General features: G+C 50.9%; 26 protein-coding genes. 18 read left to right on the top strand and 8 right to left on the bottom strand.

Annotation, left to right across the window (positions count from 1 at the left end):
• The first annotated feature begins 37 nt into the window (after nt 1–37).
• Nucleotides 38–814 carry an enoyl-CoA hydratase-related protein gene (locus tag B0I18_RS05740; protein WP_106521676.1) on the top strand — a complete coding sequence of 259 codons (777 nt, stop codon included), beginning with the start codon at nt 38–40 and terminating at the stop codon, nt 812–814.
• A 60-nt stretch (nt 815–874) separates the two neighbouring features.
• Here B0I18_RS05740 and B0I18_RS05735 read toward each other — a convergent pair whose 3' ends face one another.
• Complete coding sequence (locus tag B0I18_RS05735) at nt 875–1,348, bottom strand: hypothetical protein (RefSeq protein WP_146146663.1); 474 nt, start codon at nt 1,346–1,348, stop codon at nt 875–877.
• 79 nt (nt 1,349–1,427) lie between these two features.
• Here B0I18_RS05735 and B0I18_RS05730 point away from each other — a divergent pair, with 79 nt between their 5' ends.
• From B0I18_RS05730 to mqnE, 3 genes are all read left to right on the top strand, one after another.
• Nucleotides 1,428–2,330 carry a S66 peptidase family protein gene (locus B0I18_RS05730; RefSeq protein ID WP_106521674.1) on the top strand — a complete coding sequence of 301 codons (903 nt, stop codon included), beginning with the start codon at nt 1,428–1,430 and terminating at the stop codon, nt 2,328–2,330.
• Between the two features lie 167 nt (nt 2,331–2,497).
• On the top strand, nt 2,498–3,160 hold the full coding sequence (locus B0I18_RS05725; protein WP_106521673.1) for a YceI family protein: 663 nt from the start codon (nt 2,498–2,500) through the stop codon (nt 3,158–3,160).
• A gap of 610 nt (nt 3,161–3,770) precedes the next feature.
• On the top strand, nt 3,771–4,922 hold the full coding sequence (mqnE, locus tag B0I18_RS05720; protein WP_106521672.1) for an aminofutalosine synthase MqnE: 1,152 nt from the start codon (nt 3,771–3,773) through the stop codon (nt 4,920–4,922).
• Between the two features lie 78 nt (nt 4,923–5,000).
• Here the strand turns inward: mqnE and B0I18_RS05715 are convergent, their stop codons facing one another.
• The 3 genes from B0I18_RS05715 to B0I18_RS05705 form a co-directional block, all read right to left on the bottom strand.
• Nucleotides 5,001–5,435 (bottom strand): hypothetical protein, encoded by a 435-nt coding sequence (locus B0I18_RS05715; protein ID WP_106521671.1) that lies wholly within the window; start codon nt 5,433–5,435, stop codon nt 5,001–5,003.
• Between the two features lie 136 nt (nt 5,436–5,571).
• Entirely contained in the window at nt 5,572–6,195 is a 624-nt protein-coding gene (locus B0I18_RS05710; RefSeq protein ID WP_146146662.1) for a porin family protein, read from the bottom strand.
• A 171-nt stretch (nt 6,196–6,366) separates the two neighbouring features.
• A complete protein-coding gene (locus B0I18_RS05705; RefSeq protein ID WP_106521669.1) occupies nt 6,367–6,627 on the bottom strand; it encodes a response regulator transcription factor in 261 nt (86 codons plus the stop codon).
• 280 nt (nt 6,628–6,907) lie between these two features.
• Here B0I18_RS05705 and B0I18_RS05700 point away from each other — a divergent pair, with 280 nt between their 5' ends.
• From B0I18_RS05700 to B0I18_RS05690, 3 genes are all read left to right on the top strand, one after another.
• The gene (locus B0I18_RS05700) at nt 6,908–7,444 is read left to right on the top strand and encodes a hypothetical protein (protein WP_106521668.1); all 537 of its coding nucleotides are present in this window, start codon (nt 6,908–6,910) and stop codon (nt 7,442–7,444) included.
• A 61-nt stretch (nt 7,445–7,505) separates the two neighbouring features.
• Nucleotides 7,506–8,894 carry a LutB/LldF family L-lactate oxidation iron-sulfur protein gene (locus B0I18_RS05695; protein WP_106521667.1) on the top strand — a complete coding sequence of 463 codons (1,389 nt, stop codon included), beginning with the start codon at nt 7,506–7,508 and terminating at the stop codon, nt 8,892–8,894.
• A gap of 63 nt (nt 8,895–8,957) precedes the next feature.
• A complete protein-coding gene (locus tag B0I18_RS05690) occupies nt 8,958–9,365 on the top strand; it encodes an ExbD/TolR family protein (protein ID WP_106521666.1) in 408 nt (135 codons plus the stop codon).
• Between the two features lie 53 nt (nt 9,366–9,418).
• On the opposite strand, the gene B0I18_RS05685 is transcribed toward B0I18_RS05690, so the two are convergent.
• Nucleotides 9,419–9,925, bottom strand: coding sequence for a DinB family protein (locus B0I18_RS05685; protein WP_219905907.1), 507 nt, complete (start codon nt 9,923–9,925; stop codon nt 9,419–9,421).
• A 124-nt stretch (nt 9,926–10,049) separates the two neighbouring features.
• Between B0I18_RS05685 and B0I18_RS05680 the strand changes: the two genes are divergently transcribed.
• The 10 genes from B0I18_RS05680 to B0I18_RS05635 all read left to right on the top strand — a co-directional run bounded on the left by B0I18_RS05680 (nt 10,050) and on the right by B0I18_RS05635 (nt 21,398).
• Nucleotides 10,050–10,547 carry a hypothetical protein gene (locus B0I18_RS05680; RefSeq protein WP_106521664.1) on the top strand — a complete coding sequence of 166 codons (498 nt, stop codon included), beginning with the start codon at nt 10,050–10,052 and terminating at the stop codon, nt 10,545–10,547.
• 84 nt (nt 10,548–10,631) lie between these two features.
• Nucleotides 10,632–13,691, top strand: a complete 3,060-nt coding sequence (locus B0I18_RS05675) for a protein O-mannosyl-transferase family (RefSeq protein WP_106521663.1) — start codon at nt 10,632–10,634, stop codon at nt 13,689–13,691.
• Nucleotides 13,692–13,918: 227 nt separating this feature from the next.
• A complete protein-coding gene (locus tag B0I18_RS05670) occupies nt 13,919–15,244 on the top strand; it encodes a hemolysin family protein (RefSeq protein WP_219905906.1) in 1,326 nt (441 codons plus the stop codon).
• Nucleotides 15,245–15,312: 68 nt separating this feature from the next.
• The gene (gene map / locus B0I18_RS05665; RefSeq protein WP_106521661.1) at nt 15,313–16,134 is read left to right on the top strand and encodes a type I methionyl aminopeptidase; all 822 of its coding nucleotides are present in this window, start codon (nt 15,313–15,315) and stop codon (nt 16,132–16,134) included.
• 88 nt (nt 16,135–16,222) lie between these two features.
• Nucleotides 16,223–17,527 (top strand): UDP-N-acetylglucosamine 1-carboxyvinyltransferase, encoded by a 1,305-nt coding sequence (gene murA / locus B0I18_RS05660; protein WP_106521660.1) that lies wholly within the window; start codon nt 16,223–16,225, stop codon nt 17,525–17,527.
• 465 nt (nt 17,528–17,992) lie between these two features.
• Nucleotides 17,993–18,592: a hypothetical protein gene (locus B0I18_RS05655; RefSeq protein WP_146146661.1), complete on the top strand. Its 600-nt coding sequence runs from the start codon at nt 17,993–17,995 to the stop codon at nt 18,590–18,592.
• Nucleotides 18,589–18,888 carry a winged helix-turn-helix domain-containing protein gene (locus tag B0I18_RS05650; RefSeq protein WP_106521658.1) on the top strand — a complete coding sequence of 100 codons (300 nt, stop codon included), beginning with the start codon at nt 18,589–18,591 and terminating at the stop codon, nt 18,886–18,888. The genes B0I18_RS05655 and B0I18_RS05650 overlap by 4 nt, the downstream gene beginning before the upstream one ends.
• 42 nt (nt 18,889–18,930) lie before the next feature.
• Nucleotides 18,931–19,413 (top strand): Coq4 family protein, encoded by a 483-nt coding sequence (locus tag B0I18_RS05645; RefSeq protein ID WP_106521657.1) that lies wholly within the window; start codon nt 18,931–18,933, stop codon nt 19,411–19,413.
• A 163-nt stretch (nt 19,414–19,576) separates the two neighbouring features.
• The gene (locus B0I18_RS05640; RefSeq protein ID WP_106521656.1) at nt 19,577–20,923 is read left to right on the top strand and encodes a peptide-N-glycosidase F-related protein; all 1,347 of its coding nucleotides are present in this window, start codon (nt 19,577–19,579) and stop codon (nt 20,921–20,923) included.
• Between the two features lie 121 nt (nt 20,924–21,044).
• Nucleotides 21,045–21,398, top strand: a complete 354-nt coding sequence (locus tag B0I18_RS05635; protein WP_106521655.1) for a diacylglycerol kinase family protein — start codon at nt 21,045–21,047, stop codon at nt 21,396–21,398.
• Here B0I18_RS05635 and B0I18_RS05630 read toward each other — a convergent pair.
• Genes B0I18_RS05630 through B0I18_RS05620 form a run of 3 tightly spaced genes read right to left on the bottom strand, consistent with a single transcriptional unit; the run spans nt 21,343 to nt 24,364 of the window.
• Nucleotides 21,343–22,317: a phosphatase PAP2 family protein gene (locus B0I18_RS05630; protein ID WP_106521654.1), complete on the bottom strand. Its 975-nt coding sequence runs from the start codon at nt 22,315–22,317 to the stop codon at nt 21,343–21,345. The genes B0I18_RS05635 and B0I18_RS05630 overlap by 56 nt on opposite strands.
• 31 nt (nt 22,318–22,348) lie before the next feature.
• Complete coding sequence (locus B0I18_RS05625) at nt 22,349–22,981, bottom strand: sterol desaturase family protein (protein WP_106521653.1); 633 nt, start codon at nt 22,979–22,981, stop codon at nt 22,349–22,351.
• Between the two features lie 51 nt (nt 22,982–23,032).
• Nucleotides 23,033–24,364 (bottom strand): DUF4833 domain-containing protein, encoded by a 1,332-nt coding sequence (locus tag B0I18_RS05620; RefSeq protein ID WP_106521652.1) that lies wholly within the window; start codon nt 24,362–24,364, stop codon nt 23,033–23,035.
• A 296-nt stretch (nt 24,365–24,660) separates the two neighbouring features.
• Here B0I18_RS05620 and B0I18_RS05615 point away from each other — a divergent pair, with 296 nt between their 5' ends.
• On the top strand, nt 24,661–26,040 hold the full coding sequence (locus B0I18_RS05615) for a DUF58 domain-containing protein (RefSeq protein ID WP_106521651.1): 1,380 nt from the start codon (nt 24,661–24,663) through the stop codon (nt 26,038–26,040).
• Nucleotides 26,041–26,048 lie beyond the last annotated feature (8 nt).

Below are 26,048 nucleotides of genomic sequence, written 5' to 3'. Positions count from 1 at the left end.
AAATTGTACTTTTACTCCCGGACAAATAAACATAGCAATGAGCACCGTATTATCTAAGATAGAACACCATGTGGCCTACCTCAGCCTCAACCGCCCGGAGAAGTTTAACAGCTTTAACCGGGAAATGGCGCTGGCCCTGCAACAGGAACTGGACAAATGTATGCGCGACGATGATGTACGCGCCGTATACCTTACCGGCGAAGGCAAAGCCTTCTGCGCCGGCCAGGACCTCGCCGAGGCTGTAGATCCCAATGGTCCCGAGCTGCGTTCTATAGTACACGGTCATTACAACCCGATCATTGAAAGGATCAGGACGATCGAAAAACCTGTTATCGCTGCCGTAAATGGTGTGGCGGCCGGTGCCGGCGCTAATATCGCCCTGGCCTGCGATATCGTCGTAGCTAAGGAGAGCGCCTCTTTTATCCAGGCATTCAGCAAGATAGGCCTCATCCCCGATAGCGGCGGCACCTTCTTCCTGCCCCGCCTTATCGGCTTCCAGAAAGCATCTGCACTCATGATGACCGGCGATAAGGTATCGGCCGAAGAAGCGGAGAGACTGGGTATGATCTATAAATTTTTCGCCGACGATGCGTTTGAAGAAGAAAGCCGCAAACTGGTACAGAACATCGCACAGATGCCGACCCGTGCCCTGGGTTATACCAAGCTCGCGCTGAACCAGACCTTTAAAAACTCCCTGACCCAGCAATTACAGACCGAAGAAGACTACCAGCATGCCTCGGGACAAACCGAGGATTTCGGAGAAGGTATCGCTGCCTTCCTGGAAAAACGGAAGGCTGTATTTACGGGCAAGTAAAGTAATCCTCACCTCATTTCATAATAAAAGGCCGCCTTACAGCGGCCTTACTCTTTTTGATTAAGGTGTGGCGCTCTTGTCGGGGTAATACCCGTGGGTTTGTTTGAGTTTAACATTGCCGTTTACCACGGTAACCTCGTACAATTCGCGGAACTGGTTATCGCCCGTATCGAAGCCGACCAGGCAATGGTACTTGCCCGTACCCTGCTGCAATACCGGTTTCAATACCGTGTCGCCGGTCCAGGCAGGCAGACCTACAGGCACCTCGTTGATATTGTAGCCATACTCCAGTTTCAGGTTATAGAACCCGGCCTTGCTGGAATCTGTGCTGATAATGCTTACGCGGAAATAACTTTCATTCAGGTTATCTTCTGTGATCCGTTGTTCCATTTTACCGACAACACTCCCGGCGGCCGGCGGTTGCCATTGGCTAACTGCCGCTTTTGTGACCGGCTGCTCCTGTACCTTACCCTCAGGGTTGTTACAGCTATACAGGCCCAGTAGGATTGCGGCTGCTGTTATTTTAAATTTCATAAAAGGTATAACAAGGTTATTTTGCAAAAGAAAATTATTTTTACTGATTGAAAAACCGAAATTTTAAAATTAACCCTGCATGCAGCTTCCTCCCTTTCTTCAACCCGGCGACACTATAGGCATTACCTGTCCTTCGGGTTACCTGCCGCCCGAGCGGATCGTCTTTGCCAAACAGGCGCTCGAAAGCTGGGGATACAAGGTCATTACAGGCAGCACGATCGGGAGCGGGCATTTTTACTTTTCCGATACCGACGAACGCAGGCGTTACGACCTGCAAACCATGCTGGACAACCCGGAGATAAAAGCCATACTGATGGGCCGCGGCGGTTATGGACTGAGCCGTATTATCGACGATATCGATTTCAGCCGCTTTATACAACAACCCAAATGGATCTGTGGCTTCAGCGATATTACCGTGTTGCATAGCCATATCCAGAGCAATTTCGGCATAGCTACACTGCACAGCCCCATGTGCGGCGCTTTTCATACCGCAGAAGACCTGCCGGCCAACCTGCTGTCTTTACAACAGGCCTGGACCGGGCAACCCTTTGCCTACCCGGTACCCACACACGAGTACAACCGCGAAGGCTGGGCCGAGGGGGTGGTGGTGGGCGGCAACCTGGCCATACTGGCCCACCTTTCCGGGTCGGTATCGCAGCTGGACACGCAGGGTAAGATCCTGTTTATAGAAGATATAGGAGAATACCTGTATAATATTGACCGTATGCTGCTCAACCTGAAACGGGCCGGTATGCTCAGCGGCATACGCGGGCTGGTCTGCGGCGGATTTACCGACATCAAGGATACGGAACGACCCTTCGGACAAAATATTTATGAACTGATCCGGGATAAAGTGGCGGAGTACGCCTACCCGGTCTGTTTCGATTTCCCGGTAGGCCACCAGGAACTTAACTATACCTTATGCCTGGGTAAATCCTACACCCTGGAGGTAACAGCGCAAGCTGCCAGCCTGGTTGGATGACGCATCAACGATTATTTTTCCACAGTGTGGGGCCGGCATACGGGCATGCCGGGGCCGCTTATTGAAAAATCTTATTAAAGCATAAGTTATATTTTATTAAAAGCAACCGTTGTATATACATTTATTTACTAGTTTTGCCCCTTCATTCAATCACTTAAAAAAGAACAATGAAAAAATTAACCTTGCCTTTAGTGGCCGCCGCCCTTTTATTCACAGCATCCTGCAACAACACTCCCGAAGGAGATAAAGCAGAAGCGGGTGAAGCCATTACCAACACTACTCCTGCTGCAGGCGCCGACTACAAAGTAGATGTAGCAACCAGTAAAATCGAGTGGATTGGTTCCAAAGCAATTGGTGACAACCACAAAGGAACCATCAGCATTTCAGAAGGTACTTTAAAAGCAGAGCAAGGTAAACTGACCGGCGGTTCATTCGTGATCGATATGAAATCTATCAACCCTACCGACCAGGATGCCGAAGGTAACACCAAACTGAAAGGTCACCTGTCTGCAGCTGATTTCTTCCTGGTAGACTCTTTCCCTACTGCCAAGTTTGAAGTAGTAAGCGTAACCGAAGGTGCAGATACGGCTAAAATCCAGTTTAAAGGCGCTACCCATACCATAACCGGTAACCTGACCATTAAAGGTATCAGCAAAAGCATCACTTTCCCGGCTCACCTCGAAGTTAGCGACGCTAAAATCAGTGCACACGCGGTATTCAACATCGACCGTTCGCAGTGGGGCATTACCTACGGCAGCACCGGCGATATCAAGGATAAAATCATCAACAACGATATCAACCTGACCATCCACGTTGAAGCGACTAAATAATTCAAGTTTTTTTCATAGTTGTAAATTTTAGAGCGAAGGGCCTGCCGTAACAAGCAGGCCTTTTTGTTGGGGAATGGATGTGAGATGTGAGATGTGAGATGTGAGATGTGAGATGTGAGATGTGAGATGTGAGATGTGAGATGTGAGATGTGAGATGTGAGATATTGGAGGGTTATTGTCATCCTGAGCGCAGCGAAGGATCTCCGCAGTTAGCTGGCTGCATTAGCCTGTAAAGCATCAAGTACCAAGAGGACGATTGTCATCCTGAGCATCGCGAAGGATCTCATCCATTAGCTGGTCGTATGAGCGTGTAAAGCATGAAGTACCAGGAGGACGTGTCATCCTGAGCACCGCGAAGGATCTCATCCCCTAGCTGGCCGTATGAGCGTGTAAAGCATGAAGTATCAAGAGGACGATTGTCATCCTGAGCATCGCGAAGGATCTCATCGGTTAGCTGGCCGTATGAGCGTGGAAAGCATCAAGTACCTGATCTAATAATGCCTATTGTCAAAAACTATGCGCCGGGCTGCCCGCATACTGCGGAATCTCCTATCTTTGCAGGTGCCCTTACCGTAACCTCTTACGCCGCAAGGCTTCTAAACTGATTTATATGCAAGTTTCTCCTGTTTTTCCGGAAAGCATTATCGCCATGGTTGCCCATGACGACGAGCTCCGGGCAATTGCAGAAAAAGTGATTCGAAAAGAAAGACTGAGCCGCGCCGAAGGACTGATCCTGTTTGAAAAAGCGGAACTCAATTTTGTAGGTGCCCTGGCCAATTTCGTAAGGGAAAGGCTGCATGGCAACAAGACCTATTTTAACCGCAACTTCCATATCGAGCCTACCAATGTCTGTATCTTTACCTGCGGTTTCTGTTCGTATTCCCGCACCTATAAGAATAAGGAGAATGGCTGGGAACTGAGCCTGGAAGAGATGATGGATATCGTACGGAAGTACGATGGGGAGCCGGTTACCGAGGTACACATCGTAGGCGGTGTGCACCCCAAAATGAACCTCGACTTCTTCTGCGACCTGCTGGAGCGTATTAAAACGCATCGCCCCGAATTGCACCGCAAAGGCTTTACCGCCGTGGAGCTGGAGTATATGATCCGCAAAGCCAAGCTGACCATCGAAGAAGGCATGCAACGCTTAAGGGATGCAGGCCTGCAATCCTTACCGGGCGGCGGCGCCGAAATATTTGCCCAGGAAGTACGGGACGAAATTTGTCCGGATAAGGTAGACGGCGATGGCTGGCTGCATATACACGAAACGGCCCACAAACTGGGTATGCACAGCAATGCGACCATGCTATACGGTCATATAGAAACCTACGAGCACCGCATTGACCATATGGACCGCCTGCGCGAACTGCAGGACCGTACCGGTGGCTTTAACTGCTTTATCCCGCTCAAATTCCGCAACAAGGATAACGACATGGCACACCTGCCCGAGACCTCCATTGTAGAGGACCTGCGGCTGTATGCTATCGCCCGTATATTTATCGACAACATTACCAACCTGAAAGCCTACTGGCCGATGCTGGGCCGCCAGACCGCACAGCTGACGCTGGACTACGGCGTAAACGACCTCGATGGCACGATCGACGATACGACCAAGATCTACTCGATGGCTGGCAGCGAAGAGCAGACACCTTCGCTCAGTACCGAGCAGCTTTGCGAGCTGATCGCTGTAGTGGGCCGCACCCCTGTGGAACGCGACACTTTATACAACGAGATCAAAGTATACGAAGAGGAACAGGCCTAAACCCCTGCTTTTCCTCGTAAAAACAAGAGGCTGCTTCCCCGGGGAAGCAGCCTCTTGTTTTTGGCGTCGTTACCGCCTTCAGATGCGGAAGGAGAATGCGAGTATAATCAGTACGATACCCAGTATAATGGCCAGTATCCCCAGCCGGCCCTGCATAGGCCGGATCCTGGCGAGTAAGGCTGCGCCCTTTTCACTGGCAGCATTATTGCGCGACAGGGCATACTTCTGGATAAGTCCGTAACCCAATACAAAACCCAGCAGGGCCATTACCAGCGCTACTGCGAAGAAAAGCAGGCCGTACATGGGGAAATAGAACAGTATATTTAACCGGAATAGTCCGTCGACCAGGTTTAACAGGCCGATGACGCAAAACACGACGCCGATCCAGCCCTGGTAAGGGGTAATCTTGTCGAGCAGTTCCCGTGCCTCGGGCTTGCGGGACAGCAACAGGGAAGGTACCGCCAGGATACCCAGCAGGATAAGCAGCAAACCACTAAAAAAACCGTTGAGCATAATAATGGGTTTAAACAGGTGAAGAGAAAATGACACGCCGCTTACCGTTCTTGCAAACGGCATGTCATGATCTATACAAAGATAAGGCGCTTTTAAAAAAGCGCCTTATCCGGGAGGGTTAAAATACGTTTACGTTTTAGAAGCGGAGGGTGATACCCAGGTTTACATCGCTCATGTCGTCGTAACCGCCTTCGCCATATACACCAAACATTTTGGTGAAATAGTAACGGGCGCCCACTTTAAAAAGCGGGATGATGTCGAAGTTGCTGTCGTGGTAACGCGAGCCGCCCCAGTCGTTGTCGTACGTATAGGAGAGCTGGCGGCCACCGATACCGGCGCCGGCATATACATCCAGTTTACGCACCGGGATCAGTTTGTTGAAGTGGTAATAAGCCATAGCACCCACGCTTACGGAGAATATTTTATCCGTATAGCGGTCGTTGGGGCCATACTTATGGCGCGAAGCCGCGCCTGCCACATAACCGCCGATACCCAGTTCGTTCAGGATACCATGTTCGTACTTTACATACAGCGGTCCGAAGCCCAGGCGGTCGCTATCCCAGTCGTAACCCGCACCGGAGCGGTTCGGGAAACCGATACCGAAACTCAGCAGGCTGGCTTTGGAACTGAAAGAGCCGCTGTTCCTGTTTTTATAAGATGTTTTGTAAAATGCTCTACCATTTTGCGCCTGCACGGTTGGGGTAATTGTTAATAAGAGCAGGCAGGTAAGCGCGAGGACGGAGTACAGAGTCTTTTTCATTTCCGATAAAATTTACATACATTAATTAATGAAGCAAATGTCGTTCCATCGAAGAAAAGGAAAAAACCGGCGGGCTAATTTTATACTTTTATTCTGATATTTAAAAGTTAAAGCAAGCAGGTCTGTACCGGGTCCAAAGGCAGGATTACAGGAGCGGCGGGCTTAGCCGTTTCAGCAAGGCGTCAATCCGAGACAGGTACAGTTTTCTACGGCGAAGCGAACAAGCACGGCGGTGTTGCGGGCGCCCAGTTTGGCCAGGATATTCTGCCGGTGGGTATCTACCGTACGGCAGCTTACAAACAACAGCCCGGCGATCTCGCTATTGGTATAACCGTTAATGATGAGGTTCAGGATCTCCCTTTCGCGGCGGGAGAGCAGGGTGGCCGCTTTTTCTATGCCGATGCGCGGCATAAATGATTCTAAGATTTCCATTTTTGATAGGGTTTAGGTTGCTAAAATGGGTGAGGAGATAGGACCGGGATCCTTGGTGAATGGCAATAAAGCGCAGCAAGGGCCGCGAACAAGGCCCCGGAGTAAAACAAAAACAGTAGCTTTGGGTGGATTTTACTTTTTCATGGTGAATCCCGCTCGCTACTTTTTTATTACAGTCCAAAGGTGGTCATTAGACCCGGTAGGGCCAAATATAATCGACGAACGGCACCTATAAATCGACGAAGGGAAGCGGTTCTTCCCAACTTTAAAGCGCGCCAGCATGAATCTCCGCGAAGCCATACTGCAGGAACATAGCCGGGCCCATACCCTGGCAATCAGTCAATGGGTGGGTGACAACCCGCAACGCATAGCTGCTTTAATGCAATTGTTTATGCACGGCGAGTACCGCGTAGTACAACGGGCCGCCTGGATCGTAAGTTATGTAGCCCGGTCGCAGCCCGCGCTTATGGCCCCTTACCTGCGCCAGTTGATACAACGTATGCAGGATACCGGCACCCATGTCGCCGTCAAGCGGAATGTACTGCGCATCCTGCAGGAAACCGAGCTGCCGGAATCGCTGCATGGCGATATGATGCATACCTGCTTCGATATCGTGATCAATCCCGATGAAGCCGTTGCCGTAAGAGCATTTGCCCTGGGCATACTGGGGCGCTTATCGCTGGTGTATCCCGGGATCAGGAACGAGCTGCAACTGGTAATCGAGGACCTGCAAAGCCAGGATCCCGCCGCCGCCCTCCGCAGCAAAACCCGGCAGGTATTGCAAATGATGCGGCGCGCCCCGGTATCTGAGCTTTGACATATCCTTTTGTTTTGCCTTACACCAAATCATTACCTTTACGGCTCAAACGGGAAGGCCTATGAATATAGCGACGCAATACAAGGACACCTTTATCGCCAAAAGCGATGTAAAGGCGCATGACCTCGACCATAAACGGAAGATCAGCTTTAACATAGACCGTTATAATGAAGCTGTGGTACGCGGCAAACAACAGTTCGCCAACCTCGACGCCGCCCGTAAGCAAGCCAAGAATATAAAATGGAAAGCCATTGAGCACCTCGATACCCATCTCGAAATGTTTGAAAAGAACTTTACCGAGCAGGGCGGCAAGGTGATCTGGGCCGAAGATGCAGACGAAGTGCTGAATGCGATACTGGCTATATGCCGTTCGAAAAATACCAGGCTGGTCGTGAAGTCGAAGTCTATGGTTACCGAAGAGCTGCACCTGAACGAGTTCCTGGAAAAAAACGAGATTGAATCGATCGAAACCGACCTGGGCGAATATATACAGCAGCTGGATGGCGAGCCGCCTTACCATATCGTAACGCCGGCCATGCATAAAAGCAAGGAGGATATTGCCGCCCTGTTTCATGATAAGCTGGGCGTGCCGTCCAACCTGTCGCCATCCGAGCTTACCCTTATCGCCCGCGAAAAACTGCGTGCCAAGTATACCGAAGCCGAAGTGGGCATTACCGGCGGCAATTTCCTGATCGCCGATACCGGCGGGGTATGTATTACCGAGAATGAAGGCAATGGCCGGCTTACCACCGCTTTCCCGGCCACTCATATCGCCATTGTGGGCATCGAAAAGGTATTGCCCTCCGTCAACGACCTGGCCCTGTTCTGGCCTTTACTGGCTACTTTCGGCACCGGACAGCCGCTTACCGTATACAATACCCTTATTACCGGGCCACGCCAGGGCGGCGAAACCGACGGTCCGCGCGATATGTACGTGATCCTGCTCGACAACGGCCGCACCAACCTGCTGCGCCGCGAGGTACGGGAGTCGATGTACTGCATCCGCTGCGGCTCTTGTCTTAATGCCTGCCCGGTGTATAAAAATATCGGCGGCCACGCCTATGGCACCACCTACAGCGGCCCCATAGGTTCGGTGATCTCCCCGCACCTGAACGATATGGAAGATTACGGGCACCTTAGTTATGCTTCGAGCCTCTGTGGCAACTGTACGGAGGTATGCCCGGTAAAGATCAACATCCACGAAATGCTGCTGGAAAACCGGCATATCTATGTAGAAGAGAAATATGGCGGCATCAAGGAAAAGATGGCCTGGCGTATGTTCCGGCATGGAGTAATGCACCGGCAGCTGATGAATACGGCCAGCGGCAAGATCAAGAATTTTGTATTCGAAAAAGCCTTCAGAACAGCCTGGGGCGACCGCAGGGTAAGCCTGGAGTTTCCGCCCAAATCATTTAACCAGCTGTGGAAAGAGCGCAACCGCAAGAAATAGCTACACGAAAAATCCATCAAATCTTTTACTTTTGCCTGGAGCCTAAAAACAGGCGGCTTATCTATGAATTTACGCAAAACGATACGGGAACGGGGCGAGGCGCATACTTCGGCGTTGAACGATATCCTCTTCATCCTCCTGTTTTTCTTCCTGATCATTGCCACGCTGGCCAACCCTAACGTGGTAAAACTGTCGATCCCCAAGGCCAACAGCGATACCAAAGCCAAACAAACCGTGGTGGTTTCGATCGACGACAAGCAACAATTCTTCGTAGGTACCAGCCCGGTTACCCCCGATGCCCTGCAGCAGATGCTCACCGAATCGATCAGCAAAAGCCAGGATGCAGAGCCTACCATCGTTATCAATGCCGACAAACAGGCTACCGCCGACAACATTGTGGCCGTAATGCGTGCCGCACAGGCGCTTAAAGTAAAAACCGTACTGGCCGTAGATAAGGACGGCAGCAAATAATAAAAATCTCTTTTCAACAGGAAGCCCGGCTGTTATGCAGCCGGGCTTTTCGTTTATTGGAAATAACGTTCGTCGAATATCCGGATATGGTGTTCGAGATGACCGGCTACGATATACAAAAGCGCCCGTACGCTTACCGGCTGCTCCGAAGCCGTGCCACGGCGGGTTAGTGTTGCTGCATCGAAACTGCGGAAGAGGAACAGGTTGGCGGCCCGCACAGCGGCAAACTCATCGGCATAGGAAGCCAGGCTCCGCTGGCTTAGGTCGGCCAGCGCCACGTATTCGTCCTGCTCAAAACCCGGCAATGGCGTAGTATCGCCGCGGCCCACCCTTAAGGCGCGGTAAGCCATAATGCGTTCGGTATCGATAATATGACCCAGGGCCTGCTTTACCGTCCATTTACCTTCGGCATAAGCATAGTCGGCCTGAGCTTCGGGTATGCGGCGTATATAATCGGTAAAGGACTGTTGCTGTGCCGCCAGCACCGCCAGCACATCCTCCCCGATCAGGCTGATGTATTTATCGTAATAAGGAGCAAATTCGTCCTGCTGTGGTCTCATCATTTATGGTTTAGGGAGCAAAAGTAAGCATAGCCTCAAATTATTCCTTACCCTTGTTCTGAAGCGGATTTTGTCTTTAGCCCGATTATATTATTTTTGTCAACCTAAAAACCCCAATAACGCTATGAAACTGAACCGAATTGCCCTGTTCCCCCTCTTACTCTGCCTGCTGCTTGCGGGCGCCTGTAATAAAGACAAGGGAGGGCGTCAAACCGAAGTCATCTCGGGCGTATACCTGCGCACCGTAGATGCCGCACCTGCCGGCCAGGAAGGCGCGCCCGACATACATACCGAAGACCTGCATTGTACCCTGCTCTGCTATCCCAATCCCTCCATCGAGGTGCTTAACCTGCATATCAGCAATACCAACCCCGCTACCACGGTACGTATCCTGATGATGCCAGCGCTCTTCGAATCGGCGCCTGCCAGTGCGCTCATAGAAAACAGGTGGATCGTCGGCAGCGTCTCGCTCGACCAGTCTTTCCCCCTGCCGCAAACCACAGCCAACGGTCACAAACAAGTAAGTCTCGACGTATCCAAATTGCCCCGGGGCTTTTACCGGCTGTATGCCGAAACCGCCGATGGCGCCCGCTGCTGGGATAATATTTGGTTAACGAAGTAATATTCCAAGGTTAATCCGGCCTATGTCTTAGCCCCTTTGGAGTAATTCTATATATTTGTCGCACATAAAAATTTAAGCACGCTCATGAATTTTAAAAAAGTAAATAATATTGCCGGATGGCTGGTGTTCGCCATTGCCTACGCAGTATACCTGCTTACAATGGAAGCCACTGTCAGCCTCTGGGACTGCGGCGAGTTTCTTTCCACCGCATACCGACTGGAGGTAGGTCACTCTCCCGGTGCTCCTTTATTTATGATGCTGGGCCGCATCTTCTCGCTGTTTGCCAGCAGTAAAGAACATGTAGCGCTCCTCATCAACTCCATGAGTGCACTCATGAGCGGGCTGACCATATTATTTCTTTTCTGGACCATTACCCACTTTGCCCGCAAGCTGGTGGCCAAAGAGGGCGAGCCGATGAGCACCGGTAACCTGGTGGCCATTATCGGCGCAGGTGTGGTAGGCGCCCTGGCTTATACCTTTTCCGATACCTTCTGGTTCTCGGCGGTAGAAGGCGAGGTGTATGCCACCTCATCCTTCTTTACTGCGATCGTATTCTGGGCTGTGCTCAAATGGGAACATACCGCCGATCAGCCGCATGCCGACCGCTGGCTCATCCTTATCTTTTACCTGATGGGTCTTTCGATAGGCGTGCACCTGCTCAACCTCCTGACCATACCGGCTATCGTATTTGTTTATTACTTTAAACGGTACAGCTTTAATATGCGTGGCGCTGTGCTCGCCTTTATTATCGGCTGCGCGGTGCTCGGCCTGGTACAGTTTGGCATTATCCAGTACCTGCCTATTATTGCATCACAGTTCGAGTTACTGTTCGTCAACACGATCGGTATGCCGTTCTTCTCCGGCGCTATCTTCTTCCTGCTGCTCCTGGCCGCCATTATGGTGTTGCTCGTTATCTGGGCCAAGAAAAAAGGAAAGTACTTGCTGCAGCTTGGTGTATTATGTTTCGCCTTTACCACGATCGGTTACTCCAGTTATGTCAGTATCGTACTGCGTTCCAAAGCCGATGTGCCCATCGACATGGGTAACCCGGATAATGTAATGACGCTTATTCCTTACCTGTTGCGCGAGCAATACGGCTCCCAGCCTATCCTTTTCGGGCCCGACTTCGACTCTAAAGTAACCGATGTAAAAGATGGCCGCGCCATCTATGCAGGGGTAAAAAAAGACGGCAAAGACTACTATGAACTGGTAGATCATAAACCGGAATACACCTACGACAAAGTACGTTTCTTCCCCAGGATACACGACTTTAACGATCCGGGGCATGTTGCCTTCTACCGCGCCTACCTGGGCCTGTCCGATACGGAGGAGCCGACTGCAATGGACAACCAGAAATTCTTCTGGGGTTACCAGATGAACTGGATGTACTGGCGTTATTTTATGTGGAACTATGTGGGCCGGCAGAATGATGTTGCCGGTCAGACAGAAGCCCAGAACGGCAACTGGATTTCCGGTATCAAACCGATCGACAAATTTTTCGGCCGCGGCGATATAGACCTGATGCCCGACTCGCTCAAAAACAATAAAGCCCGTAACCAGCTCTATTTCCTGCCCTTTATCCTGGGCATCCTGGGCCTGGTATACCAGTATAAACGCGACAAACAGGACACCTTTATCCTGGGCCTGCTGTTCTTCTTTACCGGTATGGCCATCCAGCTGTTTATCAACAATACGCCGATACAACCCCGTGAAAGGGACTACTCCTATGTATCTACCTACGCCTTTGCTGTCTGGATCGGCCTGGGTGTGCTGATGGTTACCGACTGGTTTAAAAAGATGAGCAAAGGGCCTGCACCGGCCGTGATCGCCACCCTGATCTGCATTATGGCCGTACCGGTGCTGATGGCAGCCCAGGAATGGGACGACCACGATCGTTCGAAAAAAACGATTGCACGCGACCATGCCTACAATATGCTGAGCAGCTGCGACAGCAACGCGATCCTGATTACCTATGGCGATAACGATACCTACCCGCTCTGGTACCTGCAGGAGATCGAAGGCTACCGTACCGATATCCGGATCATTAACTACAACCTGCTCGGCACCGACTGGCAGAACGAGCAGTTGAATATGAAGATCAACAATGCCGACTCCCTGCCGGTAATCTGGCAACCGGAGCACTATCGTGGCGGCAAATTGTCGTACCTGCCCTACTACGAAGATCCGCGTATCCCTAAAGACCGTTTCTTCAGCCTGGAAGAGGTAATCAAATTCTTCACCTCCGATGCCAATAAGCTGCCAACCCGCAACGGCGACCGTACCAGCTACCTGCCTACCCGGAATCTTATGATCCCTGTAGACCGGAATGCCCTGCTGAAAAGCGGCCTGGCAAAGACTGCCGACTCGGCTAATATTCCTTCCGAGATCCGTTTTGTGTACAACAAAGGCGGCGCCCAGCGTCCCGACCTGGCCCTGATGAATATTATCGCCGGCCAGGCCAAGACCGGCTGGACCAGGCCGATCTATATGACCGACGGAACGCCTAACCTGGGCCTGGATGCTTACTTCCAATCCGAAGGCGTATTGCGCAAATTTGTACCGGTTAATAAACCCCAGATCATACAGGGGCTGGCGCCGTATACCGATATCGATAAGAACCTGAACCTGTTCATGAATAAGTTTGTTTATGGCGGTGCTAAAGGCAACAATATCTATTACGACGAAAAGAACCGCCTGGTATTCCTGGTATATCGCCAGAACACCGCCGAGCTCGCACTCAGCCTGGTAGCCGAAAACCGTAACGCGGATGCGATTAAAGTGCTGGATCACTTTATGAACAACGTTTCCGAATCGTCTATGCCTTACGATATCCTTCCTTATTCGCCCAGCAGCATGCGATACATTATCGACGCCTACTACCGTGCCGGTGCACAGGACAAGGCCCGCAAGTATGGCAACCGGGTGGCCAAGGGGATCAGCGACCAGATCCGTTATTACAACAGCCTCGGCGAAAACAGCAAAGACGGCATGATGACCCATCTGTCGCAGCTGAACCTGAGCGAACTGAACAATATGGTACTCATGGCCAACCAGGCCGGCGACTCCGCTACGGCACGCACCTGGGGACAGTCGTTACAGGCGCTCGCACCGGGCATCCTGGAACCGCAATCCGCCCCCCGTTAAAAAAGTATAAGACCGTGGTCTTTAATGCCATCCCCTGACGGGGATGGCATTATTATTTTTGGGGTTTTGCCGGCCCCCATGTGTTTACTTTACTATAAATTCTTATTTTTGTGCAAAATTTGCAAGTTACCGGAACATAAAAAATATACTCGTTTTCGGTATCTTTGGAAAGCCACGCCGGTAGCCTGACAGCGCTGAGCGTGGTATTGTTTACTAACTTAACCCCAATGGACACAGAACCCGTCTCGATAATCAAGATTCTTTTTACCCTGTTTTTAGTTCTTTTAAACGGTTTTTTTGTTGCCGCAGAGTTTGCAATTGTCAAAGTGCGGTCCTCCCAGATTGAAGTAAAAACCGGGCTCAACAAGCGACTATCCGCGGCAGCCAAATCCATTATCAATAATCTCGACGCCTACCTGGCAGCTACCCAGCTGGGCATTACCCTCGCCAGTCTCGGTCTCGGTTGGGTCGGCGAAGAAGTAATGACCAAAGTGATCCGGAGCGCCTTCGGACTCTTCAACCTCAACCTTTCTGAAAAAGCAGCCGAAAATGCTGCCATTCCTTTAGCTTTCGTCATCATTACCGTATTACACATCGTGTTCGGCGAGCTGGCGCCCAAATCACTGGCCATCCGTTTCCCGACCAAGACCACCTTTACCGTGGCCTGGCCGCTTAAGATCTTCTACTTTGTATTCCGTCCCTTTATCTGGATCCTGAACGGCTTTGCCAATTTCATCCTGAAGATATTCGGGATCAAACCGCTGCATGGTTCGGAGATCCACTCGGAAGAAGAACTGAAAGTGATCATCTCCGAAAGCCACGAAGGCGGCGCCATCGAAGAAACCGAGCGGGCCCTGATCCAGAATGTATTCGAATTTGACGACAGGCGCGTAAGCAATATACAGACCCTCCGGAAGAATATCTCCGCGATCGAAGTATCCAGCACCATCAAAGAGGCTATGGATTATGCCATACAGGAAGGTTACTCCCGCTATCCCGTATACGACGAGTCGCTCGATAATATCAAGGGCATCCTCTATACCAAGGATATGGTAAAATACATTTTCAGCAACCCCGAAGAGAAGTCGATCGAGCCGCTGCTGCGCAAAGCTAACTTCATTTCGGAAAGTGCGAAGATCAAAAATGTATTGAAAGAATTCCAGCAGAAACACCTGCAAATGGCCGTTGTGACCAACGAGATCGGCGAGCTTACCGGTATCGTTTCCATGGAAGATATCCTGGAAGAACTGGTAGGCGAGATCCAGGACGAATACGATAATGAAAAGCCCATCGTAGAGGTTACCGGCGAAAATACCTATCTCGTAAACGCACACTATACCCTCTCCGATATCAATAAACTGATACCCTTTAAACTGGAAGAGGGCGAACACTTCGAAACACTGGCCGGGCTTATATCCGAGCTATACGACGATAAAGAACTTAAAGAGAGCGACCGGATACAGATCGACAAATATGATGCGGTGATCGTAAAAATGTACCGCAACTCCGTAGAGACCGTACAATTGAAAGTAAGGGAAGATTTCCTGGATTGAAAAGGCGGTAACAACCCGAAATTTTATTCCGCAAGCGGCCGTAATGCCGCAGCACAAACAAGACAACAGTGAGTTTATACAAATCGAACGAAGAAGTAGAAATACAGCGGCATAGCGCCCTGATGGTGGGTAAGACCCTGGCCGAAGTAGCCAAAGTACTGCGTCCCGGCATCAAGACCATAGAACTCGACAAACTGGCCGAAACCTTTATCCGCGATAACGGCGGCATTCCCTCTTTTAAAGGGTACGGCGATCCGCGCAATGCCTTTCCCGGCTCCCTGTGCATTTCCGTAAACGAAGTAGTGGTGCATGGTATTCCAGGCGAGTACGAACTGAAAGACGGCGATATCGTAGCCGTAGACTGCGGCTTTTACATCAACGGTTTCCACGGCGACCATGCCTATACCTTTATCATCGGCGAGGTAAAACCCGAGATTATGGACCTGGTGCGCGTTACCAAAGAATCGCTGTACCTGGGCGTAGAACAGGCCATCGTGGGCAACCGTACCGGCGATATTGCCTGGGCTATCGAAAACCATACCAATAAACTGCATGGTTACGGCGTGGTACGCGAACTCGTAGGCCACGGCGTAGGCCAGGATATGCACGAAGACCCGCAGGTACCCAACTACGGCAAACGCGGATCGGGCAAAAGGCTCCAGGAAAATATGGTACTGGCCATCGAACCGATGATCAACCTCGGCACACGCCACATCTATACCGCCGACGACGGCTGGACCATCGTTACCGAAGACGGTCTGCCTTCCGTACATTTCGAGCATAACGCCTGTGTACGCAAAGGCAAGGCAGAGCTGCTCTCCGACTACAGCCCGATCGAGCAGGCAGAAAAAGCAAATGCCAACCTCAACTCTGCTTATTACACGTTGTAACAATAACTTACAGAAACGCCAATTCTTTGATTGGCGTTTTTTTTACGCCCGATTTTTCATTTTCTTTGCAGCTCTTAATACAGCAATTATGACCGCATTTGAAATACAGGGAGGCAGACAACTGCAGGGCACCATACAGCCGCAGGGCGCCAAGAACGAAGCGTTGCAGGTATTGTGCGCCGTATTGCTGACCGACCAGAAAGTAACCATTACCAATATACCCGACATACTCGACGTCAATATGCTGATCGAGCTGCTGGGCGACCTGGGCGTCGAGATCGAAAGACCATCGCGCGATGTATGTACCTTCCAGGCCAAAAGCGTCAACATCGATTTCCTGCAAAGCGAAGTCTACAAAAAGAAGTCGGGCAAACTGCGTGGCGCCGTAATGCTGGCTGGCCCGTTGCTGGCCCGCTTTGGCCGCACCTACCTGCCCCAGCCCGGTGGCGACAAGATCGGCCGCCGCAGGCTCGATACCCATATCCGCGGTTTCGAGAAAATGGGCGTCGACTTCAGCTACAGCAACGACCAGAAGGAATTTGTACTGACCGCCAAAAACCTGCATGGCACCTATCTCCTACTGGAAGAGCCTTCGGTAACCGGTACCGCCAATATCGTAATGGCTGCCGTACTGGCCAAAGGCACCACCACCATTTACAATGCAGCCTGCGAACCTTATGTGCAGCAGTTATGCAAAATGCTGAACCGCATGGGCGCCAGCATCAGCGGCATAGGCTCCAACCTGCTGGTGATCGAAGGTGTAAGCAGCCTGCAGGGTTGCGAACACCGCCTGCTGGCCGACATGATCGAGACCGGCTCCTTTATTGCCCTGGCCGCTATGACCCGGAGCGAACTTACCATTAAAGATGCCGATGTACAGGAACTGGGCCTGATGCCCGAAACCTTCCGCCGCCTGGGTATCGAGTTCGAACTTAAGGACAACGATATCTATGTACCGGCGCAGGATCATTACCGCATCAGCACCTTTATCGACGGTTCCATACTGACCATATACGATCATCCCTGGCCCGGCGTATCGCCCGACCTGCTGAGCGTGATCCTCGTTATGGCCACACAGGCCAAGGGCAATGTGCTCATCCACCAGAAAATGTTTGAAAGCCGCCTCTTCTTCGTCGATAAACTGATCGAAATGGGCGCCCAGATTGTGCTCTGCGACCCGCACCGGGCGGTGGTCATGGGCCTCAACAGGCAGTCGTCGCTCCGTGGCATACGCATGTCCTCGCCCGATATCAGGGCGGGTGTGGCCCTGCTGATCGCGGCGCTCTCGGCCGAAGGCAAGAGTGTTATCGAAAACAGCGACCAGATCGACCGCGGCTACCAGGATATAGACGGCAGGCTCAATGCCCTGGGTGCAAGCATTAAAAGAATATAAGGGCGCATTACCCATCAACTTATCATCAACATCCATGATCCCGTTTCATGGATGTTTTTTATGCCGGTTGGTTCGTACCGGACGCCACCAACAGCATAGCAGAATTATTGCGGCCGGAGTTTATAGGAGCGCACTTTAAAGTAAAAACAAGGTTACAACCCGGTTGAGGTAACAGAGATGGAATAAATCTGCTCGCAGTGCCGCGGCGCTGCGAGAAAAAAACAGGAACAGTATAAACGAATCGCTTGGCCGGGCACAATAGGCTTCTTTGTTCTTTTTTTGCCCGATCGGATGTGCCGGTAAAAGCGCCTGGCTGTTCGTAGCGTCCCGCTACGAACAAGCGTGCGTCCGAAAAAAAATTTGCCGCTTAGCAGAAGTTTCAATTACTTTGTATTTCAAAGCGCTTTTATGCATCAAGAACAACAAGCCTCCTCCTTAGATACCCTCAGGGAAATACGCACGATCATGGAACGTTCTGCCCGGCTTTTATCGCTGAGCGGCTGGAGCGGTATATGGGCCGGTCTTGTAGCGCTTGCCGGTTCGGCAATCGCTTATGTGTGGCTGCAAACAGCGGGTCCGGGCACTTTCGAGCCTGCTGCCTATACCCCCATGGAGCACGCAACGGCGCGCGATACCGGTATCAATAACCTGTTGCTCCTGGCACTGGTCGTATTCCTGGTAGCCCTGGCCGGCGGTTATTATTTTACTTACCGGAAAAACAAAAAACAGGGTATCAGTATCTGGAACAGCGCCTCCCGCAAAATGATCGTCAGCATGATGATCCCGATAGCAGCGGCAGCCCTGCTTATCCTCGTGTTCTTATACCAGGGCGACCTGCAGTATGTAGTCCCGGTATGCCTGATCCTGTATGGCATGGCCCTGTTCAACGGCAGCCGTTACACCATCAGCGATATCCGTTACCTGGGTATCCTGGAAATAATACTGGGCTGTATCGCCTTATTTGTTTCGGGTTGGGTCTGGAGTTTGTACCTTTGGGCCTTTGGCTTCGGAGTGTTGCACATCCTGTATGGCATTATCATGTGGCGCAAATATGATCAGCAATGAGAGTAGAAATAGACCAGCTCAATAAGATATTCGACAGCCGCATCCGTATCGGGATCATGAGTGCGCTTATGGTCAATGAAGACATGAACTTCAATGACCTCAAAGCCCTGATCGACGCTACGGACGGCAATCTGGCCACTCACCTGAAAACACTGGAAGAACATAAATTCATTAAAGTGCACAAAGGCTTTATCGGCCGCAAGACCAATACGGTATACACCGTAACTGCAGCCGGCGAAAAGGCTTTCCGCGCCCACCTCGATGCACTCGAAAAAATTATCCGGCACATCAGCTAAATTTTTTTCTTCAAATACTTTGAAAAACAAAGCACTTTTATAATGACAAAAACAATCAAAAAACTCCGGAAACAGCTGTTGATCTGGCTGGCCCACGATATTGCCCTGCCCTATTTTAAGCTGGTACGCCGCAACTATAATTTTCCCTATACCCTGGCCCAGCTGCAACAATACCCGGAAGGCACGGTAGGCCGGGAGCTGTACCGCTTCTTCAGCGATAACAACCTGGATATGTTGCCCCATTACGAGAAGCACGATATCAAACATGTGGTGCTCGGTTTCCCGCCCAGCGAGGCCGGGGAGGTCTGCCTGCAATGCTTTATGCTCGCCAATGGCCGTATTACCCTGCCCGTCGTATTCAGCGTGGCGGTAGGCCTGGTTATCCTGCCCGAATCCTGGGCGGCCTGCCGCAAAGCCTGGAAACAGGGCCGGGCCATACCTTCGCTCAACCGCCTCGACTGGTTTGCCCTGGTACCCGAGCCCCTGGCCGAAGTACGGCAACGCTTGCTGATACCCGCTGCCTGAACGCCTTTGTCCCCTACATAATGATAGATACCTACCCTACATAATGATAGAGGAAAAGGGCATTTTGCGTGTAAAAGTGGCCTGTAAGCGCTTAGGCCGGCTGATACACGCAACGGCGATATAGTTTTTTAACTAATTTGCAAGTCTTTACAATTATATACATATGAAAAAAGCGCTACTACTCTTAACTGCCGCACTGTGTACATGGACGGGACAGCAGGCACTGGCCCAAACGAAGATTACGGTTTTCGATAAGATCCTTTTTTATGATGGCTATGCCGCTACGGTAACAGAACCGGTACCGGCAAACGTGATCCGTCACCGCAACGACCTTTATGCCCGCAAGCTTACCGACCAGGAGCTGCAATCCATAGGCGACAACCTCATTATGCGGGTAATCGTTAAAGCCTCCTGCGATAACTACGACAGGATCGGCAATGTAAACCTGGCCCTGGTTCCGAAGGGTGCTACCACCTATACCCCGTCGCAGGTAAGCCGTATCGAGATCGGCCGTTACATTACCCCGTTCATGAACAAGAACAAACAGCCCGATACCGTACCTTACCAGTACAATATCGGCAATGTGGCCCACCTGCTTAAAGAAAGCAGCATTACTGCCAATTACGATATCTGGGCGGAGCTCGAGTTGTTTGGCGTACCCTATGCCGCCAATAACGAAGTACCGGGATGCGCCGGCCGTAACGATGTGTTTTTCGGTACCCTCGAATTCGAAACCAGCGGTAATATGCCTGTGGAGAATAACAATGTGCTGATACCCCTGAACTTTAAAAAGAACCTGAACAACTACGACAGCACGGCTACCGACACGGTGGGTAAGACTACCCGTACGATCAATTTCAACGTAGCCAGCAACCTTACCGATGCCACGCTGTTCCTGATCACCTCCAACCACGGCGCCAATGCCAACGGAGAAGAGTACAACCGCCGCGATCATTTTATTTATTTCGACGGTGTACAGAAACTGACCTATAAACCAGGCAGTACCAGCTGCGAACCTTTCCGCAAGTACAATACCCAGGGCAATGGCATCTACGGCGCTAACCCGCGCAGCGATGCTACCTGGCAGTCGTTCAGCAACTGGTGCCCGGGCGATGTAATCCCTATCAGGACGATCAATCTCGGTCCTGTGGCAGCAGGCAGCCATAGCTTTGGCATAAGGGTACCCAGTGCCGTGTTTGCCAATGGCGAAGGCTATTTCCCGATCTCGGTATACCTGCAGGGTAAAACACAGGGCGTACTGGGTGTAAAAGAAACACCGAATACGACCATCAATGCCCAGCTCTTCCCCAACCCGACCAATGGCGTCCTGACCATTACCGCCGAAGAGCGGGTGCAGCGTATCACCGTGTTTAACGTATTGGGTCAGCAGGTAATGACTGCCGATAATACCGATAAGATCGACCTGTCGTCGCTGGAAGCCGGTGTATACTGGACCCGCATCCTGTTTAAAAATGAAGCGACCCTGGTGCGTAAAGTGGTAAGAAACTAAAAAGCCAGCGCATACCGCATATACAAAGCGTGCAGCTACACCGGTAGCTGCACGCTTTGTATTTAGGACCGGCTGGTATCTCGGATTATGCCGACCTTTATACCGGACTAAAACCGGCGTTATGAAAAAGTTTATCAGGGCCAGGGCACGTAGCTTTCGCTTTGCCTTTGCAGGACTGAAAGCATTGCTCTTTACGGAACACAATATGTGGATACATGTATTGGCCACCCTGGTCGTGGTTGCAGCCGGGCAATGGCGCGGACTATCCACAACACAATGGAGTTTTATTGCACTCGCCATAGCGCTGGTATGGATGGCCGAAGGCTTCAACACCGCTATAGAACGGTTATGCAACCTGGTATCCAGGGAACAGCATCCCATAATTAAACAGGTAAAGGATATCAGTGCGGCCGCCGTACTTATTGCTGCATTGGCTGCTGCGATAATTGGCCTTCTGGTCTTCTTCGGATCTTGAACTGGTAAGACACCTGCTTGTAATACGCATCCATAAAAGCGCGGAACTTAGGTATACGCAACAGTATGCTGCGGAAGATAAAGATACCGATAAGCGCCCCCGCAATACCCGCAAGTACATCGAGCAGGTAATGGTGGTTGGTATATACCGCCGCAAACCAGGTACCCAATGCCACCAGGACCAGGAAGGTATTTAGTCCGCGGCCCACTTTGTAGCGCAGCCCGTAATAAACCGAAACCAGGGCATAGGAGGCATGCAGCGAAGGCATGGCCGCAAATACATTGGAGCTTTTGGCATAGAGGCCATGGAAAATAGAAACACCGAAAAAGTTATCGAAACGGGCCAGGCCGGCTACATTACCAGGCGTATGCGGATCGAAGGCTAAGCCGTGCAAATGCACATACCAGGGCGGCGCGGCAGGGAAACCGTAGTACCCCACAAAGCCCACGAAGTTGACCAACAGGAAGGTTAAACAAAACTCCAATGCTACCCGGCGTTGCTTGTAGAAAAGATAAGCGGCAAAGGAGATCGGCACCGGCATCCAGCAGAGGTAAAAAAAGCCGGTGACCACATCCAGGAACTTCACATGGTGCAGCTCCCAGTATTCGTTGAGCGTCATCAGCTGGCCGCCCGATACCACACCGAACAGTTTCTTCTCCAGCGCATACAGGTCGCCGATATGCACGGTGTTATACCGGTAATTGGGAAAGGCCTTCATATAATCGAACAACACCCAGAAAATGATGAAGGGCATCAAGCCCAGCACAAAATTGCGGGTACCCTTGGTACCGGCATACAGTACGGTGAAGAGGCCTGAGATAAAGATCTGCTCCGGGCGGAACCCGATAAGGAAGTAGGAAAGTACCAGGTAACCGGCGCTGATCGCCAGCGCGATACCTATTCTTTGTAAAACGGACATTTTAATTTTTAGAAGTTCTGTAATTATCAGTTCAGTCTTTCACCGTTTTTTTGGGGAAGCCTGAATTAAATACTTTGTCCCATAATTCTGAACTTACGCCAAAGCCTTTAGAGGCATCGGAATAGTGGTGCAGCATATGGTGCTTCTTTATTTTCTTCCACAATTCTCCTTTGAAATTAAAATGGTGCAGGGCGTAATGGGCGGTATCATAAAAAACATAACCCAGTACAAAGGCGGAGAAGAAGGGATACAGGTATACAGGAGGCATAAAAGCACGCAGTGCAAAGAACACGCCGAACGCCAGCGGAATGCTTACCGAAAGCGGCATTACCAGGCGCTTTACGTCGTTGGGGTAATCGTGGTGCACACCATGAAAAACAAAATGTAACCGCAACGCCCATTTGGCTTTGGGTACATAGTGGAATACCCAGCGGTGCAGCACATACTCGAACAGGCTCCAGGACACCAGGCCCAGCAGGAACATGCCGATAAACTGTAACACGCTGGTATGCGCTTCAAAAATAGCGAGGTAAGCAGATACCAGGACCACCGGCAGGTAGGCGATCATGGGTACTGTCCAGTGCACCTTGGAGAAAGCCTCCAGGAAATTGCTCTTGAACATGCGTACAGACTCGGTAGAATTGGAAACGTAATTTTTTTTCATTGCTCTCAATTAATAATTCAAAACTCGGGAACGGGGCCACCGGCCGGATGCCTATTGTTTAGGCGGTTTCCATTTCGGGTTGATCCGCTGGATCACTTCTTTGCCGGAAGCAACTTCGGTACCCTTAAACTCGACATACTTTACATTGGGCGCCCAGAAGGTACCGCCCTTGTCGATACGGATGTAAATCCTTTTCAAGACAATCATTTTGCCGTTTACCTCTACGTAGGTATGGAAAATACCTGCTGTAGACTTCATCAGGTAAAAAGGAATCTTATCGTAGGCCGCGAAGAGCAGTTTATATTTCTCCTCGGCTACTTTGCTTACCTTAAGACCGTAGGCAAATTTACGCTGAATATATGATAATTCTTCTATACCTCCGCCATTTGCATACCGGATCCAGTATACATGTATCGGGTTGTCGTCGTCCAGTACACCATTTTTTATGTTCAGTTCGTACATGATGGTATTGGTATTGGGCGTACGCTGTACATAGAATTGCGTTTTGGGGCCGAACTTAGGGATCGGGAAAGTATCTACCGCTTCTACCACCACCCTGCTGCCGTCGTCGATAAAATCTTTTTTGGCATGCCCCGTCTGGAACGAGAAAATGCCGGCAAGTAACAGGAGGGTAGCTGCAATCTTCTTGGAGGAAACATTGCCGGCTGCTTTTGCCTTATCCAGCTTGTCCATCGCCTTTTTGGCATCGAACAGGCGTTTAAAGGCCGTAATATTGGTCATGATGGCCATAACTGTAATAGGTATTGTAAATATGCTCATTAATTCAAAAACATGGAAGCGGATACCCGGTACAAATACTTTACCGTCGCCCGCTACAAAAGCAGAAGCCACACCGCAGGCAATGGCAGATACCGCGATCAGGATTACCCGCTCGGGCCGCTGCATCAACCCGCCTTTATTCTCGATGCCCAGGCCCTCGCTGCGTGCACGGGTATAACTGACCATCATAGAACCGATAAGGCTCGCAAAGGCAAAAATGGAACTGAGGAAATAGTGGTGGGCCACCAGGTAATAACAGATGCCGAAAAAGAGGATCAGCTCGCTGTAGCGATCCAGTACCGAATCGTACAAAGCGCCGAAGGTCGACGACATTTTACCCATACGCGCTACCTGCCCGTCCAGCATATCGAACAAACCGGCAAACAGGATGAGTCCGCCGGCCCAGCCTACATAAGCCAGTTCGCCCCGGTTGCCCTTCTCCGCCCCCACAATAAAAATAACCGTTACACCGATATTGAGCAGGAGCCCTATCGTAGTTACTGCATTGGGAGTCAGCCCCAGCTTGATCAAAAACCGCACGAAAGGATTTATAATTTTATAAATGCCTTTCTGGATCCGGTCTCTAAAAGAAATATCACTCATACTCCAGATTATTTACCCAATTTCAAAGGCAAAATTACGGAAACTCAATAATTAAACAAACGTTTAATTAATTTTTATTTTAGCCTCTCGTTAAACATTTGTTAGCCGGGGTATCTTCCGGGTTTCGGCGCAAAGGTCGTAATGTTTTTGTTACCATCTGTAGAAAGGATATTGAGAATATTTATAGCTATACAATTTCATTCGTGCCGGTTGCGTTGTTCTGCCCGGTTGTTAAAATGCAGAGCGACAATGAGGCGCGTTGTTATTCCATTTAATCCGTAACTTTCCCCCTTGTTATGAAGCTGAAAAACCTGATCCGTCGTCTCCGGTACTATCTGCAGTATTTCCCGCTTACGCTCAATGCCTTTGTTACCGGCATTGCCCTATGGGCCTGCATACAGATCGTAAAACCCGGCGCCCCGGTTAAAGAAGAGGAAGTTTCGTCCTTTCGCCCGCTCATTATCCTGATGGGCACCACGGCCTTCTGGTTCATTATCGTGCTGGTCGGCTTTTCGCTGTTGAGCAGCCTGGTGTGCTGGGGATATTACCTGTGGCTGCGCCGCAGCCGCAAACATGTGCTGGAGTTCGTATTCCGCCCGGTCGAAAAGCATAAAGGCATCTGGATCGAAGCCTTGCTGCGCCAGGTACGCCGCCCCTTCCTGGGTTTTATCAAAGGCCGCCTGTTCTACGACGATCACCGCATGACCGACAAATTTATCCTGGCCTCCAACAAACGCCGCCCGCAACAGTTCTGGCGCGACGGCGTATCGGGCAAAAGCCTGCTGGAACTGCCCGACATTAAGGAGTACGCGGTAAAAGGTGGTTTTGTATACTTCGAGGATATGCTGCAGCTGTTTTCCTTCCCGGTACGGCAACCGGTACAGGGGCATTTTTACCAGGCGCCGGAACGTGTCCGTATGGAGGAAAAAGAAGCCCTGCCCCGCAAGACGGAACAGACGGATGTACGCATCGAGCAGCTGCGCCGGGTAGACGGCGAATACCTGAACTATAAAGATTTTGAAAGCGGCGACGATGTGCGCCGTATCGTATGGAAGGTCTATGCCAAAAACCGCGAACTGGTGGTACGCGTGCCGGAGATCTACGATCCCTATGCCTCTCATGTTTACTTTTATGCCAGTTTCCATACCGCCCTCGGCGATCTGCAACGCAATAATGTATTTGCCGCCGAAATGCTGAACCATTATAAAAACTGTGTATGGACCGCCTACGAAACGCTGAACCAAAAGGAATGGGAGGTAAAATTCATACCCGACCAAACCCTGCAGGTGGCGGAGCAGGCCGATATGCAGGCTTATGTACAACGCATCATCAGCAACAGCAGCTGGCATAACGACCGCGAACTGAGCGGTTACTTCCAGCCCCGCTACGGATCGGTATTATGCATCTCCTCGCTCAACAGCCCGGAAGAAGTGGCCGAGATCCTGGAACAATGCAGCCCCGAAACGGTGATCTATTATGTAAAGCTATCACGCACCTTCCGCAACCCGCTGCCTTTTACCTGGCTGTTGCGGATCTTCCTGCAACCACCCGGCGACCGGCTTAAACGTATCCGCAGCCGCTGGCTGCTTTCGCCCCTACGCTACCAGGTGGTAAAGGCCGAGAAAAAGATCGAAGCCCTGCTCGACAGCAGTGATGTTACGGTAGGCAGGCTGTAGCCCGGCTG

Origin of the sequence: Taibaiella chishuiensis (assembly GCF_003014535.1) — a bacterium.
Lineage (GTDB): Bacteria > Bacteroidota > Bacteroidia > Chitinophagales > Chitinophagaceae > Taibaiella > Taibaiella chishuiensis.
The sequence above is the reverse complement of the archived record's forward strand: the minus strand, read 5'-3'. Positions and strand labels throughout refer to the sequence as shown.

Excerpts from the sequence above, each read along its gene's own strand:
- B0I18_RS05620 (WP_106521652.1), bottom strand. The coding sequence starts at position 24,364 with ATGAGTGATATTTCTTTTAGAGACCGGATCCAGAAAGGCATTTATAAA.
- mqnE (WP_106521672.1), top strand. The coding sequence starts at position 3,771 with ATGCAAGTTTCTCCTGTTTTTCCGGAAAGCATTATCGCCATGGTTGCC.
- B0I18_RS05730 (WP_106521674.1), top strand. The coding sequence starts at position 1,428 with ATGCAGCTTCCTCCCTTTCTTCAACCCGGCGACACTATAGGCATTACC.
- B0I18_RS05710 (WP_146146662.1), bottom strand. The coding sequence starts at position 6,195 with ATGAAAAAGACTCTGTACTCCGTCCTCGCGCTTACCTGCCTGCTCTTA.
- B0I18_RS05670 (WP_219905906.1), top strand. The coding sequence starts at position 13,919 with ATGGACACAGAACCCGTCTCGATAATCAAGATTCTTTTTACCCTGTTT.
- B0I18_RS05645 (WP_106521657.1), top strand. The coding sequence starts at position 18,931 with ATGACAAAAACAATCAAAAAACTCCGGAAACAGCTGTTGATCTGGCTG.
- B0I18_RS05625 (WP_106521653.1), bottom strand. The coding sequence starts at position 22,981 with ATGAAAAAAAATTACGTTTCCAATTCTACCGAGTCTGTACGCATGTTC.
- B0I18_RS05615 (WP_106521651.1), top strand. The coding sequence starts at position 24,661 with ATGAAGCTGAAAAACCTGATCCGTCGTCTCCGGTACTATCTGCAGTAT.
- B0I18_RS05700 (WP_106521668.1), top strand. The coding sequence starts at position 6,908 with ATGAATCTCCGCGAAGCCATACTGCAGGAACATAGCCGGGCCCATACC.
- B0I18_RS05695 (WP_106521667.1), top strand. The coding sequence starts at position 7,506 with ATGAATATAGCGACGCAATACAAGGACACCTTTATCGCCAAAAGCGAT.
- B0I18_RS05705 (WP_106521669.1), bottom strand. The coding sequence starts at position 6,627 with ATGGAAATCTTAGAATCATTTATGCCGCGCATCGGCATAGAAAAAGCG.
- B0I18_RS05680 (WP_106521664.1), top strand. The coding sequence starts at position 10,050 with ATGAAACTGAACCGAATTGCCCTGTTCCCCCTCTTACTCTGCCTGCTG.
- B0I18_RS05635 (WP_106521655.1), top strand. The coding sequence starts at position 21,045 with ATGAAAAAGTTTATCAGGGCCAGGGCACGTAGCTTTCGCTTTGCCTTT.
- murA (WP_106521660.1), top strand. The coding sequence starts at position 16,223 with ATGACCGCATTTGAAATACAGGGAGGCAGACAACTGCAGGGCACCATA.
- B0I18_RS05690 (WP_106521666.1), top strand. The coding sequence starts at position 8,958 with ATGAATTTACGCAAAACGATACGGGAACGGGGCGAGGCGCATACTTCG.
- B0I18_RS05630 (WP_106521654.1), bottom strand. The coding sequence starts at position 22,317 with ATGTCCGTTTTACAAAGAATAGGTATCGCGCTGGCGATCAGCGCCGGT.
- B0I18_RS05655 (WP_146146661.1), top strand. The coding sequence starts at position 17,993 with ATGGAACGTTCTGCCCGGCTTTTATCGCTGAGCGGCTGGAGCGGTATA.
- B0I18_RS05725 (WP_106521673.1), top strand. The coding sequence starts at position 2,498 with ATGAAAAAATTAACCTTGCCTTTAGTGGCCGCCGCCCTTTTATTCACA.
- B0I18_RS05675 (WP_106521663.1), top strand. The coding sequence starts at position 10,632 with ATGAATTTTAAAAAAGTAAATAATATTGCCGGATGGCTGGTGTTCGCC.
- B0I18_RS05740 (WP_106521676.1), top strand. The coding sequence starts at position 38 with ATGAGCACCGTATTATCTAAGATAGAACACCATGTGGCCTACCTCAGC.
- B0I18_RS05685 (WP_219905907.1), bottom strand. The coding sequence starts at position 9,925 with ATGAGACCACAGCAGGACGAATTTGCTCCTTATTACGATAAATACATC.
- B0I18_RS05650 (WP_106521658.1), top strand. The coding sequence starts at position 18,589 with ATGAGAGTAGAAATAGACCAGCTCAATAAGATATTCGACAGCCGCATC.
- B0I18_RS05715 (WP_106521671.1), bottom strand. The coding sequence starts at position 5,435 with ATGCTCAACGGTTTTTTTAGTGGTTTGCTGCTTATCCTGCTGGGTATC.
- B0I18_RS05640 (WP_106521656.1), top strand. The coding sequence starts at position 19,577 with ATGAAAAAAGCGCTACTACTCTTAACTGCCGCACTGTGTACATGGACG.
- B0I18_RS05735 (WP_146146663.1), bottom strand. The coding sequence starts at position 1,348 with ATGAAATTTAAAATAACAGCAGCCGCAATCCTACTGGGCCTGTATAGC.